We start from the raw sequence: 18,079 nt of genomic DNA on the forward strand, positions 1-18,079 counted from the left end.
GGCACTGTCTGGGTGAATGGCGATATCCGCTATATTGCCATGCGGACCAGTAGGTTAGAAGCGTTTCAGGGATCCGGTCTCACGGATTCAGGTTCTGGTGAACGCTACGGAACAGTACCGAATGAAATTAAAAAGTATGTTCTGGGCTATTATGGCCGCCTATTAGGTCCTGTTGATTCAGAAGTCTATAAAAAAATACTTGAAAATGGTTCCTCAGAAATTAATGAGAAACCTACAGCCCCAAAACCTATGATGAAAGACCTAGCTCAACAGCACCCAAATGCTACAAAAGACGAGCTTTTGTTACGTGCCATGTTTGCAGGCAATCAAGTTGATGGGATGAAAGAGGCTATTGCCAATGGTGAATCTGGTGATGACTTCAGCGGGGGGCTAGTCTCTTTTATTAAAGAGCTTGCTAGTGGCGATGAAAAGCAAGTTAAGCTATCAACTGAAAACCTAAATATCTCGATTTCAAGATAGTTTTAATAAACACAGGAGAATTAAAAATGAAAGATTTTGATATTAGCTTAAATGACTTAAAACAACTCACTAAATGGGTAAAGGAAAGTAGCGATATACGTGAGTTATCTTTATCTTATAACGGACTTGAGCTTTTTATTAGTCGTAATGAAAATACGCAACGTTCTGTATCTTCTGATGCTGCGGGAACATCTGTAACTACTGCACCTGCTCCCAGTAAACAAGAACAACCCGAATTAAACAAACCTACTACTGCCCCAACTGTAAGTAAATCATCACCGACAGCTGACGTATCTGTGGCTGAAAATGAACATTTAATTACTGCTCCGATGGTTGGTACTTTTTACATGTCGCCAAAGCCCGGTGCGCCTGCATTTGTTGAAATTGGTCAGCAAGTAGAACCAAAATCTGTTGTGTGTATCATCGAAGTTATGAAGTTGATGAATAATCTCGAAGCTAAAGTTAATGGTCGTGTAAAAGAAATCTATGTGGAAGACCAACAGCCCGTAGAGTATGGGCAACCCATTATGCTTATTGAGAAAGAATGAGGTTCTTCTCGATCAAACGGGAGTTTTCATGTTAAATAAAATTAAAAGCGTAATGATTGCTAACCGAGGCGAAATATCGCTTCGGATTATTCGAGCTTGTCAAGAGCTGGGGGTAAAAAGCGTAGCTATCTACTCTGAAGCTGACAAAGATACATTACCAGTTAAGTTGGCTGATTCAGCTGTTTGTATTGGACCTGCTCCTGCTCAGGCGAGCTACCAAAATCAAGAAGCCATCATTAGCGCAGCTTTGGCGTTTGGTGTAGATGCGATTCATCCAGGTTATGGGTTTCTTTCAGAAAAAGCAGACTTTGCAAAGAAGTGTGAAGATAATGGCATAATTTTTATCGGCCCTTCTGCTGACATAATCAGCAAGATGGGAGATAAAATTGAAGCTAGGAAAATAGCCGACTCAGCTTCAGTACCTACAATTCCTGGCTCAGATGGCGTTGTTACTGAATTCAAAAAAGCTCTAGAAATAGCAGAAAGCATTGGTTTCCCTCTTTTGATCAAAGCATCCGCGGGTGGTGGCGGCAGAGGTATGAGGGTTGTAGAGTCTAGAGATACCTTAGAGCAGGATCTGAATGAGATCATGTCTGAGGCTGAAGTGGCTTTTGGCGATTCATCTGTCTATATTGAGAAATATCTTACAGACATTCGCCACATAGAAGTTCAACTTCTTGCTGACGGCGACAGTTGTATTCATCTTGGTGAGCGCGATTGCACTGCTCAACGACGTAATCAGAAGTTAGTTGAAGAGGCCCCTTCTCCTGCATTAAGTACCTCCCAACGAAATGACTTGTGTCAATCTGCTGTTCGCCTAGCTAAAAAAGTTAAGTATAAAAGTGCCGGAACGGTTGAGTATGTTTATGACAATATCGATAAACAATTTTATTTTATCGAAATGAACACTCGTGTTCAGGTTGAACACCCTGTATCTGAAATGATTACTGGCATTGATATAATAAAAGAACAAATCAAGATAGCAGATAACCAAGCGTTAAATATCAAGCAGGAAGACATAGTGCTCTCTGGTCATGCTATAGAGTGCCGTCTCAATGCAGAAGATCCAGAAAATGGATTTTCCCCATGCCCAGGCACAATAAGCTATTATCGTCCACCAGGTGGTTTTGGTATTCGTATGGATAGCCATTTAGAAAGTGGCTATACAATTCCACCATATTACGACTCGATGATCGGTAAGCTAATTTGTTGGGGAGCAGACCGTAATGAAGCCATCATTAGAATGACACGTGCTTTATCTGAAATGAAAGTTGAAGGTGTTAAAACAACAGCGAAGTTCCATAGTAAACTAATTAACAGCGACCAATTTAAATCCGGGAATTTTAATACTGTCTTTGTTGCCAGTTTACTTGAAAAGCAGCACTAACATAAAAACAAGGAGCATTATAATGAAGCTACTCAAGAAAAGTATTAAACATTGCGCGATAGCCTTAGCTGTGGCAGGTACAGCAGGTACTGGTTTTTCTTCAGAAGTGGAAGCTCAACAGCTTAATATGCTAGCTGGCTACCCTTCTAATTTTGCCTGGTATAGGGAGATTGGGCCTAAATTTATCGAAATGGTAGAAGAGTATTCTGACGGCAGCGTTCAAATCAATGTGCAAGGGCCAGACGTCGTTCCTGCATTTGAGCAACTTCAACCAGTACAAGCTGGGGCTTTTGATCTATTGTTTACTCATGCGGCTTATCACTCAGGTACAACGGCCATTGGGCTCTCTCTTGACGCGATAGATGTTGATCCAATTAAGCGCCGCGAAGAGGGGTTAATCGATTATATTGATGAACATTATCAAGAACTCGGTTTAAAGCTAATTTCAGCTCCTTCCACAGGAACTAAAGGTTTTCGTTTCTATTTACGTGAGCCTATTACTGGTGAGCCAGGGTTAGAAGGACGACGTATTCGTGGAACAGTTTCATATCAATCTATGATTGAAGAGCTTGGCGGAGCCGTAGTGAATATGCCTGTTACTGATATCTACACGGCATTACAAAGAGGCGTTATTGACGGAGCTGCATGGGGCTTAACTGGCGCTAGTGATCTCCAATGGCATGAGATCATAGACTACATGACAGATCCTGAGTTCGGTCAAGTTGGTGTGATGATTTATATGAACCTTGATCGCTGGAATGCTTTAGATAGTGATGCACAGAATGCGCTGATTGAAGCTGGCAAGCAGATTGAAATTGATTCTGTAGCTCACTTCGATGCTGTACAGAAGGAAGAAGCTGATTTTCTGATTGATAATGGTATGCAAATCACTTCTTTTAGTGAGTCTGAATCAGAAGCTCATGAACGCTTATGGGCAGAGGGTGTATGGAAAGTAGCTGAAGAGCAAAGTGGCGATGATGCTCGACAGTTACGAGAAATGGCAAAATCAGCTGACATGACCTACTAATAGCTGCCGTCATTTGGCTGGGGTATATGCCCCAGCCACTCAAAGGTTTATAACTATGTTTACAAAGATTATTGACGCTATTACTAAAGCCTTTTTTTTCTTGGCTTCATTAGCTCCCCCTCTGTCAGCCTAGTTGTCCAGTTGGCAATATCGCCTAAATCACATCCAGAGGGAGCGGCATGGAGCACGTGTGCCACGTTATTCTAAAGAGCGTAAAGCGGCTGTCTTGAAAAAGTTACTGCCGCCCCACAATCGTAGTGTGGTGTCAGTTGCCACTGAAGAAGGCATCTCTGACGCGACGCTGTATAGTTGGTTAAAACAGTGTCGAGAAAAAGGAGTACCTGTGCCGGGTTACACCCAAAGCGACAGCGAATGGTCGCCAGACGCCAAGCTCGCGGTGGTCATCGAAACTGCCACCCTGTCAGAAACAGAGCTTGGGGCTTACTGCCGCGAAAAAGGTCTTTATCCCGAGCAGATCCAGCAGTGGAAAGCCGCTTGTCTCCAGGGCGCTGGTCAACAAGACGATCAGCAAAAAACGGCACAAAAGCAGCGTAAAGAAGACCGTAAGACGATCAAACAGCTCAAAGCGGAAGTGCGCCGCAAAGATAGAGCCTTAGCGGAAACCACCTCGTTACTGGTGCTCTCAAAAAAGCTCGACGCCTTGTACGGCGAAGACCCGAACAGCGGCGGGGACGACTGACACCGCTTGAGGAACGTGCAAGGCTCATTGCGTTGTTTGATGAAGCGGTCACCGGGGGCGCTTCCCGTTATCAAGCAGCGGCGATTATCGACGTGAGTGAGCGCACGCTGAAACGCTGGCGTTCTGGGGAGGGCGCTGTGGCTGAGGATCAGCGTCTACACGCGGTACAAGGCAGTCAGCCGCATCAGCTGACTCATGAGGAGGAACAGGCCATTTTAAACGCCTGCAATCGCCCCGAGTATCGAAGCCTACCGCCGTCTCAGATCGTGCCGTCACTGGCTGATCAAGGGGTCTACTTGGCCTCCGAGTCGTCGTTCTATCGGGTACTGAAAAAGCACCAACAGCAGCACCACCGCGGGCGCATGAAGCCACGTCGCCCAGTGCCTGAGCCGACGAGCTTTACGGCCACTGGGCCTAACCAAGTCTGGTGCTGGGACATCAGCTACTGCTCTTCCGTTGTGCGTGGCCAGCACTGGTATCTTTACCTGATCATGGATATCTACAGTCGCAAAATCATCGCCTGGGAAGTCCACGATGCGGAATCAGGCGAGTTAGCGAAACACCTGCTGGAACGCGCCTTATTGCGCGAAGGTTGCTGGCACCAGCCTCCAGTGCTGCACTCGGATAACGGTGCGCCGATGACGTCTTATACGCTGAAAGCGAGGTTAACAGAGCTTGGGATGTTGATGTCTTACAGCCGACCGAGAGTGAGCAATGACAACCCTTACTCAGAAGCGTTGTTCCGCACCGTCAAATATTGCCCCGCATGGCCTACAAAGGGCTTTGCATCGCTAAACGCGGTACGTGACTGGATGCTGACGTTCGAACGTGCTTACAACGAAAAGCACCTGCACAGTGGCCTTCGCTACGTGACGCCCGCTGATCGGCATCGAGGTGTCGACCGAGAACGCCTTGAACATCGCAAAGCGGTGTATGAAAGCGCCAAGCGCCGACATCCACAGCGCTGGTCAGGCAACACCCGAAACTGGGAAGTACCTGGTTCGGTAGCGCTCAACCCTGGCAAGCTGCAGGAAGTTGAGCGTAATAAACGGGCTGCTTAGAGGCAGCCATTTGGACAACTGGGTTGAAAATTACCGCCAGTCGTATGTACGAACAAAGCCATTGTGCCTGCAAACGGTCCCAAACCTACAGCTACTACGAAGAGCATAGCGAAAACAAGTTCGTTTATTGCTCGACACGCATCCATTAGCCGTCTTACTGGTTGATTAATCCACCATGGAGCGAGGTTCTCTGATGAAAGCAAGCCGAATGGTATTGCAAATAGAACTGCTAGAAAGGTACCCCATATAGCAATTTGAATTGTTACCAGCATCTGATCGATATAGTATCCAAGGTGCCTTAAACTTGGTGGAAAAAAGTCGCCAGACAGAGTTGCCATATTCCCAGCATTAGCTACTAACTGCCCAGGCGCTATTTCAGCACCCTCCCAGGCCCAGGCAAGTAAGAAGAAAATTATGATCCAGCCCAGTAGTTGCCACCAACTAAATTTCTTGCCGAAGACTTCAGCATCGGGCGTTAGTGTAGAATTCATTTGATAGCTCCGTTAATGAGGCGGTAGTCCCGCCCCTAATTCCTTATGATATCAATGAGTTATCATGGCAGTAGAGTTGTTTAGCGAGTCTTCTTCTAGCAATTCTATACGGTTGTTCAAAGTTTCGAGCTGAGCATCGATCTCTGAAAGTCTTGCTTTTTTGGCTTCGTCATCTAGCGAATTATCAGACGATATTTGTGAGCGTTCCCTAAAAAGCTCTAGTTGACGTATCGGCAACAATTGGTCGTTGTCAGATGCTGCAAAGCCAGACCAATTCATTGGTTCCAGAACTTCTCGCTGTGCGGCTGTATCTCCATAGCTCAAGATAAATTGTCTTAAACTATCTTTAATTTCTTGTTCTAAGTCGCTGCGCCAGACAAGTGGATCGGATGGTATGAGAGGTGATTCCCAAATAATTTTTAATTGAGCTGCTTTGTCGGGATGGTTAATTTCTAAGCGTTTCATACTGTCTGTACTGAAGGTGGCGACATCAACTTGGCCGTTGGCGACAGTAAGGGCATTTGTCTCATGATTTGAGTTGAGCGTACGTCTGAAGGCTGTTCTAGGGTCAACATTGTTTTCAGCAAAGACATAATACCCAGGCACCAAAAATCCTGATGTTGAATTAGGATCTCCGTTACCGAAGGTTAACTCATTAGCATTTTCAAGAATTTCATCGATGGAGCTGTAGGGGCTATCTTGGTTGACAATCATAAGTCCCCAATATCCTTGGTCACCATCAGAGGATACTGTTTGAGCAAAAATTTCTCCGTTAGCACGGTCAACTGCTTCCATGGCTGATTTATTTCCGTACCAAGCAAGATCAATTTTGTCGAAGCGCATTGCCTGAATTACAGCTGCATAATCTGTGGCAAAGAAAGGCTCGACATCAACCCCCAATGCATTGGACATATCATCTAAAAAGGGTTGCCACTGATCGGCTTGATTTTGGCTCGACTCAGTGGAAGTGATACCAAACCTGATTGTCTCTACTTCTGAATATGCGAGACCGCTACTTAATAAGCCTATGCTGGCAGTCAGTAGTAAAGTAGTGCGACGAAATTGTGATACAAACATTTGATTCTCCTTAGTGGTCAATAGATTTAGCTCACAGTGTGTAGTGGTGTAGAAAGCGCAGATGAAACGTTGCTTGGGTTTATTTCGTCTAGTCCATTGTTTTCATAAAGCCCTTGTAGAAGACCATCCGTTAACCCTTCTATCGGGCCGTCGTAATAGAGCCTTCCTTCCTTGAGAGCGATTGCTCTACGACAATAGCGGCGTGCAACATCAACTTGATGTAAGGTGATGACAACAGTCCTTCCATCCTCATGATTAATACGCTGGAGAATCTCCATTACCTCGCGAGCACTGCGGGGATCTAGAGAAGCGATGGGCTCGTCGGCAAAGATAACTTCGGCATCCTGAACGAGAGCTCGGGCGATGGCTACCCTTTGCATCTGCCCACCTGAAAGAGTGTTGGCGCGCTGATCTGCTAGGCTTTTAATACCAACTCTCTCCATCGCTCTGAGTGCTAGCCCGGATTTCTCATAGCACCTCAGCAAGTACCGCACCCAGGCCGCCATGCTATTAAAAACCTATTGGTACATCTTAAATTGCCTACTTTTTAACCACTTTCCGTCGTTAAGACACACTTCCCCCTTTCCCCCATTGCGTCGGGCCGGGGGAGCCCGAGCATTCAGTTCGGCACCAACCGCCTGACGAGATCGGATAGTTGCGCTTTATAGGGGTAGCTGTCACTCATCAACACCCGGATTCGGCGCGTATTGCGGATGATGACTGCGCCCACTTTGATGAGTTTGAGCCTCAGGTTGCTTGGGCTCATGCGCGCGAAAGGCGTCTTCTTCAGGTAAGTGCGTAAGCGCTCGAACAGCGTATAGGCGAAGCCCGATAAGATCAGCCGCCACTGATTGGCCCACCAGTGCGTACTGGAGGTCCGGTCAGCAAACAGGCTCAGTTGTTGATCCTTGATTCGGTTTTCCATGTCGCCCCGAGCGCAGTACTGCTCGTAGTAGAGCTTGAAGCCGTCGTCATAACGGGAACTAATGATAAACCGGGGATTAGAGCCCAGTTCGCCTTCTTCCAGACGGGCCACCACCCAGCGTGGGTATTTCCAGGAGTGGGCTTGATATTGGAAGCGGAACGTCTCTGCTACTTTCCCTCCCACCTGCCATTGGGTCTTGCGCACCAGCATCATGGGCACGTCCACTTCCTTGAGCAGCCGACTGTTCTTGCCGATACCCACGATGTAGTCGACGTGATGTCGATCGCACCAGTTGAGCATCCGGGGACGACAAAAGTGACTATCACCTCGTAACACAATGCGCGTATCGGGCCAGTACTGGCGAATAAACCGCACCAGTAACGCCAGGATGGCCCAGCTGTGGTGGCTGTCGCTGTGGTCACTGGTGCGCAGATAGCTCACCAGCAGATGGCGGCCACAGAAGACGTACAGCGGGAAGTAACAATGGTGATCGTAATAGCGGTTAAAGAACTTGCCGGGTTGCTCGCCGTGCACGGGAATATCGGTGCCATCAAAGTCCAGTACGATCTCCTTGGGTGGTTCGTTATACTGTTCAATGAAGTGATGCCACAGCAACTCATGGGCCTTCACCATCGCTTGTCGATCGGCGTTCTGCTCACTCCGGCACAGCGTAGACTTGCCCGCCAGCGCCTCTTTTTCACCGACCGCCGTCTGAAGCGCTTGGTCGTAACGTACGGTAATTTTCAACCCAGTTGTCCAAATGGCTGCCTCTAAGCAGCCCGTTTATTACGCTCAACTTCCTGCAGCTTGCCAGGGTTGAGCGCTACCGAACCAGGTACTTCCCAGTTTCGGGTGTTGCCTGACCAGCGCTGTGGATGTCGGCGCTTGGCGCTTTCATACACCGCTTTGCGATGTTCAAGGCGTTCTCGGTCGACACCTCGATGCCGATCAGCGGGCGTCACGTAGCGAAGGCCACTGTGCAGGTGCTTTTCGTTGTAAGCACGTTCGAACGTCAGCATCCAGTCACGTACCGCGTTTAGCGATGCAAAGCCCTTTGTAGGCCATGCGGGGCAATATTTGACGGTGCGGAACAACGCTTCTGAGTAAGGGTTGTCATTGCTCACTCTCGGTCGGCTGTAAGACATCAACATCCCAAGCTCTGTTAACCTCGCTTTCAGCGTATAAGACGTCATCGGCGCACCGTTATCCGAGTGCAGCACTGGAGGCTGGTGCCAGCAACCTTCGCGCAATAAGGCGCGTTCCAGCAGGTGTTTCGCTAACTCGCCTGATTCCGCATCGTGGACTTCCCAGGCGATGATTTTGCGACTGTAGATATCCATGATCAGGTAAAGATACCAGTGCTGGCCACGCACAACGGAAGAGCAGTAGCTGATGTCCCAGCACCAGACTTGGTTAGGCCCAGTGGCCGTAAAGCTCGTCGGCTCAGGCACTGGGCGACGTGGCTTCATGCGCCCGCGGTGGTGCTGCTGTTGGTGCTTTTTCAGTACCCGATAGAACGACGACTCGGAGGCCAAGTAGACCCCTTGATCAGCCAGTGACGGCACGATCTGAGACGGCGGTAGGCTTCGATACTCGGGGCGATTGCAGGCGTTTAAAATGGCCTGTTCCTCCTCATGAGTCAGCTGATGCGGCTGACTGCCTTGTACCGCGTGTAGACGCTGATCCTCAGCCACAGCGCCCTCCCCAGAACGCCAGCGTTTCAGCGTGCGCTCACTCACGTCGATAATCGCCGCTGCTTGATAACGGGAAGCGCCCCCGGTGACCGCTTCATCAAACAACGCAATGAGCCTTGCACGTTCCTCAAGCGGTGTCAGTCGTCCCCGCCGCTGTTCGGGTCTTCGCCGTACAAGGCGTCGAGCTTTTTTGAGAGCACCAGTAACGAGGTGGTTTCCGCTAAGGCTCTATCTTTGCGGCGCACTTCCGCTTTGAGCTGTTTGATCGTCTTACGGTCTTCTTTACGCTGCTTTTGTGCCGTTTTTTGCTGATCGTCTTGTTGACCAGCGCCCTGGAGACAAGCGGCTTTCCACTGCTGGATCTGCTCGGGATAAAGACCTTTTTCGCGGCAGTAAGCCCCAAGCTCTGTTTCTGACAGGGTGGCAGTTTCGATGACCACCGCGAGCTTGGCGTCTGGCGACCATTCGCTGTCGCTTTGGGTGTAACCCGGCACAGGTACTCCTTTTTCTCGACACTGTTTTAACCAACTATACAGCGTCGCGTCAGAGATGCCTTCTTCAGTGGCAACTGACACCACACTACGATTGTGGGGCGGCAGTAACTTTTTCAAGACAGCCGCTTTACGCTCTTTAGAATAACGTGGCACACGTGCTCCATGCCGCTCCCTCTGGATGTGATTTAGGCGATATTGCCAACTGGACAACTAGGCTGACAGAGGGGGCGTAGAGTCTCATGGTCATTGAAATCTTCGTAACCAGCCGCCACACCGAATACGCGTTGACGAACCATGATGTCGAGCTTATGACGAACCTGTTCCGGTGCGCGGGGATCATGAAGCACGGAGGCCAAGCGGTGCGTCAGACGATGTTGTTTATCGACTTCCCGTAGCAAGAGCAATCCAGCATCGGAGGTGATGTGGCCCCCAGAGAAATCGGCTTCAATTTGCCGGCGTGAGAGTGGCGAGAAGGTCAGTTTTTCAGGTACCATTTTGGAAGCGGCGGTTGGTGTTGGTTTTTGGTGTAAGGCCCTGAAACGTTAACACTTTCAGCCGCTTTCTTTTATACCCCGTGAGAAATCCAGGCTAGGGTTTGTTCATTGTTTGTGAAGCGCCCAGTTAACGAGCGCCATCTTGGCATGGCACCAAGATGTCCTATCAAGACATTAGTCATCACACTCAAGCGACCAACAAGATTGAACTGTTGAAAGATATAACCACTGCGTCGTCGGTAATCTCGACCTTGGTCCACAAAGCGCCCTTGACGCTGTAGCACGTGCCCTAGTACTTCGACTTGGCCTGGAGATTGCCGATCAGCTTTAGTCAAGCCAATAAGATGCCTTAACAAAGTTGATTTGCCTGATCCAGATGGGCCAATGAGTGTTACGATTTCTCCTTTATCAATGGTGAATTGAATCTGACTCAATGCCTCATGAGTTCCATAAGTTTTATTAATCCCTTCTACCTTAATGGTTATCGTCATGTGCTTATCTCATTGTTTAATATCGGTATGTCTTGTTGGCTAATGAAAAATTCGTATAGTATTCGGGTCTATATAGGTAGATTATTATTTAATAACAAAGTTTTATTTTTTAATTTTTTTTGATAAGCTGCTAAAGCAATTCCAGCGAATATAAAACATGAACCGAATACTCTGTTGATAAGCTTCATTCGTGGCTCAGACTTTATGAAGCTCTTTAAGTGGCTTGCCAACGCTGCGTAAAAAAGCATAACGGCTAGATCAACTATAAGAAGGGTTGCGGCCATTAAGAGAAGCTGAGTCTCATGTGATGTATTATTACTAGATAAAAACTGAGGGAATAGAACGACTAGGAATACTGTGGCCTTGGGGTTTGTTAAGTTAACAAATGCAGATTGCCAAAATTTCTTTCTTTGGTTTTCTACCTTGTTTTCAATTGTTACCGAATTTTCTGCTGATTTCCATTTTTGGATACCTAGCCATATTAAGTATAAAATGCCACCCCATTTTATTATTAAGAATGAAACTGTGGATGAGGCAATGATAGCTCCAAGGCCAATAGCTACAATAAAAATCTGTATGCCATACCCGAGCTGCAAACCAAAAATAGTAGGAATTGCGGATTTAAAGCCGTAGTTCATACTGCTGTTCATAGTTTTAATAGCTCCCGCGCCTGGCGATAAGCTAATCAAAATTGAAGCCATTAAAAATGTTAGCCATATACTAAAACTCATATTCACCTCTAGCTTATATCTGATGAAGTCTATTTATAGCTAGCATGATAGTGAAATTTTTCAAAATAATTACAATAAAAAGACTATCAAATTTTCTAAAAATGACTAGCTGAGAATTTTTCTAAAATTATTTTATGTGTCGTTTCAATTAATTTAATTTAAAACAGAAGATTAAGGTTTTTTGTATGCTTTTTTTAAGTTGTCGGCTAACAAGCAGGTAAGAAATTTCTTACATGTGTAGTCTTTAGCTTATGAAATTTTAAGATATAGCTTACAAAAAGCAGATTGAGGGCACGAGCGGGTTGAGATGCGCAGTAAAGAGTAATGTGGGTTATAAGCTTCAGTGAGCGCTATTGGCAGGTTTAAGCCGCTGTATTGCTGGCGGTGGGCGCTTCGCTTCCCACTAATCGATTTGCCGCCTCGCCTAGCGGGGCGAGCTGCTCTGTAATAAGACGGAGCTGGCTCTGAATAGGGCGATAAAGGGTGACGGTTTTTTCATCCGCCATAGCGGTGTTCTGCCCTTCCAATTGGGCTAACAGTTCAGCGGCTTGATCCGCTAGCGCCTCTATCGGCTGGCGTTTATTCAGCTGTTCTGCGATCTGGCCCAACAGCTCTCCAATGCGTTTTGCTACCGGCACCAGCGTGGCGTCGTCTTCATCGTCTGCCAACTGATGGCGGTGGGCGCCTAGCGCTGAAAGGTGGCTAAGCAGGGTGTTGGAGAGCACTAGAAAACGCAGCCCGTTATCCGCATCCAGCTTCCGGTAGTGCCCCGGCTCGTGGAGCATATTGGTGAGCAGGGTGGAGAGTGCCGCGTCAGCGTTATGAGCATTGCGCCGGGCTAGGCGATAGGCCAAGTCATCCTGCTTGCCTTCCTCGTACTGATGGATAATCTCTTCCAAGTAGCGGCGGTGGTTATTCAGCGCGTTGGCGGCCTCGCGGTAAAGCCTGCGCCCATGCCAGTCGGGCAAAATAAAAAACACCGCTAAGCCTGCGATCAGCGAACCAATCAGGGTATCGAATAACCTGGGTAAGATTAGGTCATAGCCGTCGCCCACTTGGTTAAAGCTGCAAAGTACCAGCAGGGTGATCGAGGCGGTGGCGACCACGTAGTGTTTTTCGCGATTAGCGAAGAACGCCACCCCAGCGGCCACGGCGATCATGCTCTGTACCAGCGGGTGCGGAAAGAGGCTGATCGACGCCCAGCCCACTACCAAGCCAAGTACCGTGCCCATTATCCGTTGGGACAAAAAACGCCGTGTGGTGGCAAAGTTGGGCCGGCAAACAAATAGGGTGGTGAGCAGAATCCAGAAACCCTGTTCGGGATCGATCCATTGCAGGACCCCGTAGCCAGTCATTAACGCAATCGAGAGCCGCACCGCATGGCGAAAGGTGGGCGAGCCAAGGGTAAAATTCAGGCGCACCCGCTTCCACGCTTCCAGCACGCTGGAGGGCGAGCGGTCATACAGTGAGCTATCGCGACGATCATCGCTGACACCAGGGTTATGGGCACTGGCAAGCTGGGTTTCCAACGTGGCCAGGTTCTCTGCTAGCGCGCTTAATGGATAAAGCAGCGGGCGCCACTCGGGCTTACCTCGGTCGCGTAAGTTCTCTATTGAAGCGTGTAAATCGGCCAGCGCCTCTTCGCTCTGCTGGTGGTCAAACGGCCGGTTGAGCAGCAGCGATTTCGCCAGTTGGCGGCAGGAGCGCCCCTGCTGATCCAGCAGCCGCTGGCAGCGAAATAGTACATCGTGGTGGAAAAATGCTTTGCTGAGCGCGCTGTAGGGGTAGTGGGTGGAGCTAGCCCGTTCGTGAATATCCTGGGCAATAAAGTAAATACGCAGGTAGCGGTTGAGCTTGCGGTCACCGCGCTGGCCTTCAAGCCGCCTAAAAATCATCTCTTTGGCTTGATTAAGGGCATCGACGACTTTGCCATTTTGGCGCGCTAGCGCTACCCGGCGGGCTTCCACGTCTACACCCCGCACCGGCTCAAACAGCGCCGATTTCAGAATCAAAAACTCGCCCAGCGCTTTGTACACCCGCGCCATGCTTTGCTTCACCGGCTGGCGCGAAAACAGCGCGCACCACACCACCGAGATTAATCCGTACCAGACGGCCCCAGCCAACAACAGCAGTTGGCGTGCAGCCACGTCCTCATCCACGCCGCCGTGCTGCTCGATGTTGATCATCGAGTAGATCGAGAGTATCAGCGTGCCCGAGGCAATGGTGGCGTAACGCTGCCCAATGGCGCCGAGCATAATCAGAGTGAAGGTTGAAACGCCCAGGCCAACCACAAACAGCCACGGCCAGGGAAACAGCCACTGGACAATAAAAGACGCCGACGTAAAACACACCAGCGTGACCAGCAGGGCTTGAAAACGGCCTTGCCAGCTGTCGTCAGTTTCCGACAGCGCGCAGGCGATAATGCCCAGAAACAATGGAATAACTAGCGCTACATCGCCCATTAAACCGCTAAACAGCAGCGCACCGCTGAAGGCTATAAACACGCGCAGGCTGTAGGCGAATTTATCCAGCGTCCAAAGGCGCCGTAGCGGTAAAGAAATGGGCATAGAGGCTCTTATAAGGGATGTTAGACTTTAGTATAAATGCGTCAGGGCTAGATGTCGCTACCTCGGCTCTCAACGTTTGAGCATATAAAGTCGCTATTAAATTTTTATCAGTCGAGATCGTAGGGCTGATGCTGTTCCATTAAGGCAATAACTCACACAAGAGCGGCTATTGGCTGTTATGTTCGGCGACTCTTAGTGTTAGCGGGTGTGGCGGCGAGTTGGTTGGGCTGTGAGGCGGCATTTTTAGCGCTGGCAGGAGGGCCGAGGTAGCCGTGAACGTGTAGGTGGCGAGCAAAGACCCCAGCAGCAGCACTTTGCTGCGGGGGTCATCGCGCTACAAATACTTGAGCAGCTTCTGCAGCTTGTTCATATCGGCGGAGTCGCCCACTAAACGCACGTTGCCACTCATCATGCCGTCAAGAAAGGCCTGCTGAGTTGGCTTTTTGAGCACTTTTAACGCGGTGGCTTGGTCTCGGAAACGCAGTTCAAGGTCTAAGTCGACGGGCAGCCCTTTACCGGTGCTGATGCCTTTCGGCGTCATACGGTAGTGGCGGGCTATACTTAGATCTTCCGTGGCAATTCCCCAGTCCAGGCCGCGCATGCGTTCTAACTGTTCACGAAAGCGCGGCTTGCGGCGCAGGGCACGTTTGAGCAATATGCCCAGCAGCCACAGCGTCAGCTTGAGCTTCATTAGGAAACGGCGTCCTTAAGTCCTTTACCTGGCTTAAAGGCAACATTTTTGCTGGCCGGAATTTGTAGTGGGGCACCGGTTTGTGGGTTTTTACCGGTGCGTGCTGCGCGCTCACGTACCGTAAAGGTACCGAAGCCGATCAGAGCGACATCTTCGCCCTTAGCAACGCTGTTAGTGATTTCATCCAAAATAACGTTCAGTACTTGGCCTGCTTTATCTTTTGACAGGTCGGCACTTTCAGCGATGGCAGCAGCGAGTTCTGGTTTGCGCATAAGAAATCTCCCTTTATTAAACAATCGAACTTTTGTTAAAGAATCGAGCGTAAAGCAAATACAGGTTATTGGGCGCGTCAACAGCACTAGGTTTGTTCTCTAGCCTAGTCGTGAACGCAACGAAAATCAGCCTAGCAGCGTAGGTGCTGCTCTGGAAAGCTCCACTTTCCTTCTCACGCAGCCCCCTGTCAACGCAAAACCAATCAAACGTCCGTCTTTATTTTCGGCTAGCGCACTGATATCACCACCTTCGCCTTCAATTCGCCAGCGTTCAGGTGGGGTGGTTGGCGGGTAGGCGACCACTGGCAGCAGAGGGGTTTTAACGACTATTGGCCAAGCGCCAAAGCTGACCGACGTGGGAGTGCCCGCAAGCGTTGCCGCCAATGCCTTGGCGCTCGCTTGCAACGGCTGCACGTACATTGCATTAACGCCATCGACGCAGGCGACATCGCCCAGGGCGTAAATATCGGGGTGTGAAGTGCGCAGTTGGCGGTCAACTTGTATGCCGCTCGGCGAGACGCTAAGACCCGCGGCTTCGGCAAGCGCCGTACGCGGCGTTAGGCCAGTTGCCATTAGTACGAGATCGGCGCTGATAGCTTCGCCGTTATCCAACCGTAATACGATGTCGTCACCGCTGCTGGGTGCTAGTGAATCTATCGTGCAGCCTAAGCAGAGCCGGATGCCTGCCTCATTGAAGGCATCGCCCAGGGCGTTACCCAGTGGCGCGGGCAGCAGGCGGGGCAGTAGCGTAGCTTCAGGCGCTATGACGCTGACGTGATGACCTCCGGCGTGCAGATCATTTGTAAATTCACAGCCGACCAGCCCGGCGCCAACAATCGCCACCCTTGCTGGGCCTTGGCCTAACGCCTGATGAAAGCGTCGGTAGTCGTCTAGGTCGTTAATGGTGAAGCAGCGTGGGGCTACGCTGGGATCGATGCTGAGTGGCACTTTGGGCGCAGCGCCGGTGGCTAGTACCAGTGTGTCGTAGCTTAGTTTTTCAGAGCTAAGTTTTTCAGAGCTTAGTTTTTTATAGTTGGGCACTTGTCCAACGTCGAGAAGAAGTGTCCGGTTATCCACATCTAGTGCCGCCACGGGGGTGTGGGTAATGATGCGTGCGTTTAACTCATCGCCCAGCTCGGCAGCGTTTCGCTGGGCCAGTTTGTCGGGCGCTAGGCCTTTAGCGAAGCCGGTGGAGAGTAACGGTTTGCTGTAATCGTCACCGCTGTCAGCACTAATCAACGTGATTGACCGCTGATCACCGAGACGGCGCAGTGCGCGGGCTAAGCCAATCCCGGCCATTCCCGTGCCAATAATGACCAGCGCAGCGTGGGATGAAGAGAGCTCTGGTTGTGAGGGGGGCATGCAGACACCAAAAAAGTCGCTGAAACAAAAGCCTGTTAGTGCTGCATGTTACACTAGCCGACCCGTTTATTGCCCTGGAGAACTTGATGACGCCTGCAGCTTTTCGGCAAACTCCTCACTTTTCGCGCTGGCGACCTGTTAGTGCGGCGCGACCTGCCATGAGTACTTCCTGGTGGCAGTGGGTTGCCTCAACCGACTCATTAACCGCCCGTTTAATAGTCGCAGGAGGTGAAAAGCAGTTTCGCGTTCGACTGCTACGCCAGGGCGTAGGCTGGCCGCGAGAGGATGAGGCACGGGCGTTGGGCATTGCTCCCAAACGCTACGCATGGCTGCGTGAAGTAGCGCTATGTTTAGATAATACACCGTGGGTGGTGGCGCGCTCCGTCGCCCCGCTCACGCAGTTAAAGGGCCAGCGTTTGGAAGGGTTAGGTGAGCGCTCGCTAGGCAGTTGGTTATTTCGTCAGCCAGGTTTAATTCGCGGGCCGCTTGAGGCCACCTCCCATCCCCCCTTATTTGCTTGTATGAACGGTATCGAAAGTGACTGTACCTGGGGCCGACGCTCGGTGTTTTATCACGGCGGGCTGTCGTTATTGGTGCAGGAGTATTTTTTGCGTGCGATGGCGGATGACCTTGATCTGCCATCGCGCTAGGCTAGCGCCTGCATCTTATTTTTCGTGAGGTAAGCATGGATCGTTCACTGTTGCGGCCGAAGGGATGGGCTCGCGTGGCAGATTTTATACAGCTGATGCGTTTGGATCGACCCATTGGCACTTGGCTGTTGATGTGGCCGACGCTTTGGGCGCTGTGGATTGCCGCTGAAGGGGTACCCGGCCGTGATGTGCTGCTGATTTTTGTGGCCGGTGTTTACGTCATGCGCGCGGCTGGCTGCGTGGTGAACGATTATGCTGATCGCCATTTCGATGGCCATGTGAAACGTACTAAGCATCGCCCGCTCGCCACAGGTCGAATCAGCGAAACCGAGGCTCAATTGCTGTTTATTGGTTTGGTGGCCGCAGCGTTTATTCTGGTGTTACTGACTAATTGGTTTACGGTTCTGCTCTCGCTGGGTGGGGTATTTCTGGCGGTTATTTACCCGTTCATGAAGCGTTATACCCACTTTCCCCAGGTGGTGCTGGGGGCGGCATTCTCATGGGCAATTCCAATGGCCTTTGGCGCCGTGCTGGGCCATGTGCCGTTGGAAGCGTGGCTGCTTTTCTGTGCAAACGTGCTATGGACGGTGGCGTACGACACGCAATATGCCATGGTCGATCGCGACGATGATTTAAAAATTGGCATTAAATCGACAGCCGTGCTGTTTGGCGACGCGGATCGCCTGATAATCGGCCTACTTCAGGTAGCCACCCTGGGGTTGCTGGCATGGGTAGGCTGGCGGGTCGGGTTAGGTGGGTTCTTTTGGCTAGGGCTCGCTGCAATGGCGGCGACTTTCCTGCATCAACAGCGCTTAATTCGTTATCAGGAGCGAGATCCCTGTTTCCAGGCGTTTCTGAATAATCACTGGTCGGGGCTGCTGCTTTTTGCTGGTATTGCGCTAAGTTGGTGGCCTGCGGTGGGTCAGTAACTGCCATT

General features: G+C 50.1%; 15 protein-coding genes and 4 pseudogenes. 7 read left to right on the forward strand and 12 right to left on the reverse strand.

Annotation, left to right across the window (positions count from 1 at the left end; all coding sequences use genetic code 11):
* Positions 1-12: 12 nt before the first annotated feature.
* The 5 genes and pseudogenes from ACWI0H_RS20685 to ACWI0H_RS20705 all read left to right on the forward strand — a co-directional run bounded on the left by ACWI0H_RS20685 (position 13) and on the right by ACWI0H_RS20705 (position 5,203).
* The gene (locus tag ACWI0H_RS20685) at positions 13-480 is read left to right on the forward strand and encodes a hypothetical protein (protein WP_485874415.1); all 468 of its coding nucleotides are present in this window, start codon (positions 13-15) and stop codon (positions 478-480) included.
* Between the two features lie 26 nt (positions 481-506).
* A complete protein-coding gene (gene accB, locus ACWI0H_RS20690; RefSeq protein WP_485874416.1) occupies positions 507-1,028 on the forward strand; it encodes an acetyl-CoA carboxylase biotin carboxyl carrier protein in 522 nt (173 codons plus the stop codon).
* A gap of 28 nt (positions 1,029-1,056) precedes the next feature.
* On the forward strand, positions 1,057-2,415 hold the full coding sequence (gene accC / locus ACWI0H_RS20695; protein ID WP_485874417.1) for an acetyl-CoA carboxylase biotin carboxylase subunit: 1,359 nt from the start codon (positions 1,057-1,059) through the stop codon (positions 2,413-2,415).
* Between the two features lie 22 nt (positions 2,416-2,437).
* Positions 2,438-3,442 carry a TRAP transporter substrate-binding protein DctP gene (gene dctP, locus ACWI0H_RS20700; RefSeq protein WP_176302993.1) on the forward strand — a complete coding sequence of 335 codons (1,005 nt, stop codon included), beginning with the start codon at positions 2,438-2,440 and terminating at the stop codon, positions 3,440-3,442.
* 190 nt (positions 3,443-3,632) lie between these two features.
* Positions 3,633-5,203, forward strand: a pseudogene (locus tag ACWI0H_RS20705) (IS3 family transposase).
* Here ACWI0H_RS20705 and ACWI0H_RS20710 read toward each other — a convergent pair.
* The 12 genes and pseudogenes from ACWI0H_RS20710 to ACWI0H_RS20765 all read right to left on the reverse strand — a co-directional run bounded on the left by ACWI0H_RS20710 (position 5,200) and on the right by ACWI0H_RS20765 (position 16,492).
* On the reverse strand, positions 5,200-5,694 hold the full coding sequence (locus tag ACWI0H_RS20710) for a PhnE/PtxC family ABC transporter permease (RefSeq protein WP_485874418.1): 495 nt from the start codon (positions 5,692-5,694) through the stop codon (positions 5,200-5,202). The pseudogene ACWI0H_RS20705 and the gene ACWI0H_RS20710 overlap by 4 nt on opposite strands.
* 51 nt (positions 5,695-5,745) lie before the next feature.
* A complete protein-coding gene (gene phnD / locus ACWI0H_RS20715; RefSeq protein WP_485874419.1) occupies positions 5,746-6,771 on the reverse strand; it encodes a phosphonate ABC transporter substrate-binding protein in 1,026 nt (341 codons plus the stop codon).
* 26 nt (positions 6,772-6,797) lie between these two features.
* The gene (locus tag ACWI0H_RS20720) at positions 6,798-7,277 is read right to left on the reverse strand and encodes an ATP-binding cassette domain-containing protein (RefSeq protein ID WP_485874420.1); all 480 of its coding nucleotides are present in this window, start codon (positions 7,275-7,277) and stop codon (positions 6,798-6,800) included.
* A gap of 113 nt (positions 7,278-7,390) precedes the next feature.
* Positions 7,391-8,431: pseudogene (locus ACWI0H_RS20725) on the reverse strand (IS1380 family transposase); the annotation flags it as partial.
* Between the two features lie 35 nt (positions 8,432-8,466).
* A pseudogene (locus ACWI0H_RS20730) lies at positions 8,467-10,037 on the reverse strand (IS3 family transposase).
* Between the two features lie 74 nt (positions 10,038-10,111).
* A pseudogene (locus ACWI0H_RS20735) lies at positions 10,112-10,378 on the reverse strand (transposase); the annotation flags it as partial.
* 71 nt (positions 10,379-10,449) lie between these two features.
* Positions 10,450-10,869: an ATP-binding cassette domain-containing protein gene (locus ACWI0H_RS20740; protein ID WP_485874421.1), complete on the reverse strand. Its 420-nt coding sequence runs from the start codon at positions 10,867-10,869 to the stop codon at positions 10,450-10,452.
* Between the two features lie 68 nt (positions 10,870-10,937).
* Positions 10,938-11,600 (reverse strand): homoserine/homoserine lactone efflux protein, encoded by a 663-nt coding sequence (gene rhtB / locus ACWI0H_RS20745; RefSeq protein ID WP_485874422.1) that lies wholly within the window; start codon positions 11,598-11,600, stop codon positions 10,938-10,940.
* Between the two features lie 362 nt (positions 11,601-11,962).
* The gene (gene yccS / locus ACWI0H_RS20750) at positions 11,963-14,167 is read right to left on the reverse strand and encodes a YccS family putative transporter (RefSeq protein ID WP_485874423.1); all 2,205 of its coding nucleotides are present in this window, start codon (positions 14,165-14,167) and stop codon (positions 11,963-11,965) included.
* Between the two features lie 334 nt (positions 14,168-14,501).
* On the reverse strand, positions 14,502-14,858 hold the full coding sequence (locus ACWI0H_RS20755; RefSeq protein ID WP_008957129.1) for a hypothetical protein: 357 nt from the start codon (positions 14,856-14,858) through the stop codon (positions 14,502-14,504).
* Positions 14,858-15,130 carry an HU family DNA-binding protein gene (locus ACWI0H_RS20760; protein ID WP_007112276.1) on the reverse strand — a complete coding sequence of 91 codons (273 nt, stop codon included), beginning with the start codon at positions 15,128-15,130 and terminating at the stop codon, positions 14,858-14,860. The genes ACWI0H_RS20755 and ACWI0H_RS20760 overlap by 1 nt, the downstream gene beginning before the upstream one ends.
* Before the next feature lie 126 nt (positions 15,131-15,256).
* The gene (locus tag ACWI0H_RS20765; RefSeq protein WP_485874424.1) at positions 15,257-16,492 is read right to left on the reverse strand and encodes an NAD(P)/FAD-dependent oxidoreductase; all 1,236 of its coding nucleotides are present in this window, start codon (positions 16,490-16,492) and stop codon (positions 15,257-15,259) included.
* An 86-nt stretch (positions 16,493-16,578) separates the two neighbouring features.
* Here ACWI0H_RS20765 and ACWI0H_RS20770 point away from each other — a divergent pair, with 86 nt between their 5' ends.
* Both ACWI0H_RS20770 and ubiA read left to right on the forward strand, forming a co-directional pair.
* Entirely contained in the window at positions 16,579-17,142 is a 564-nt protein-coding gene (locus ACWI0H_RS20770) for a chorismate--pyruvate lyase family protein (protein WP_485874425.1), read from the forward strand.
* A 35-nt stretch (positions 17,143-17,177) separates the two neighbouring features.
* Complete coding sequence (gene ubiA, locus ACWI0H_RS20775) at positions 17,178-18,071, forward strand: 4-hydroxybenzoate octaprenyltransferase (protein WP_485874426.1); 894 nt, start codon at positions 17,178-17,180, stop codon at positions 18,069-18,071.
* The last annotated feature ends 8 nt before the right edge of the window (positions 18,072-18,079 follow it).

Source organism: Halomonas sp. NYA30 (assembly GCF_976980765.1).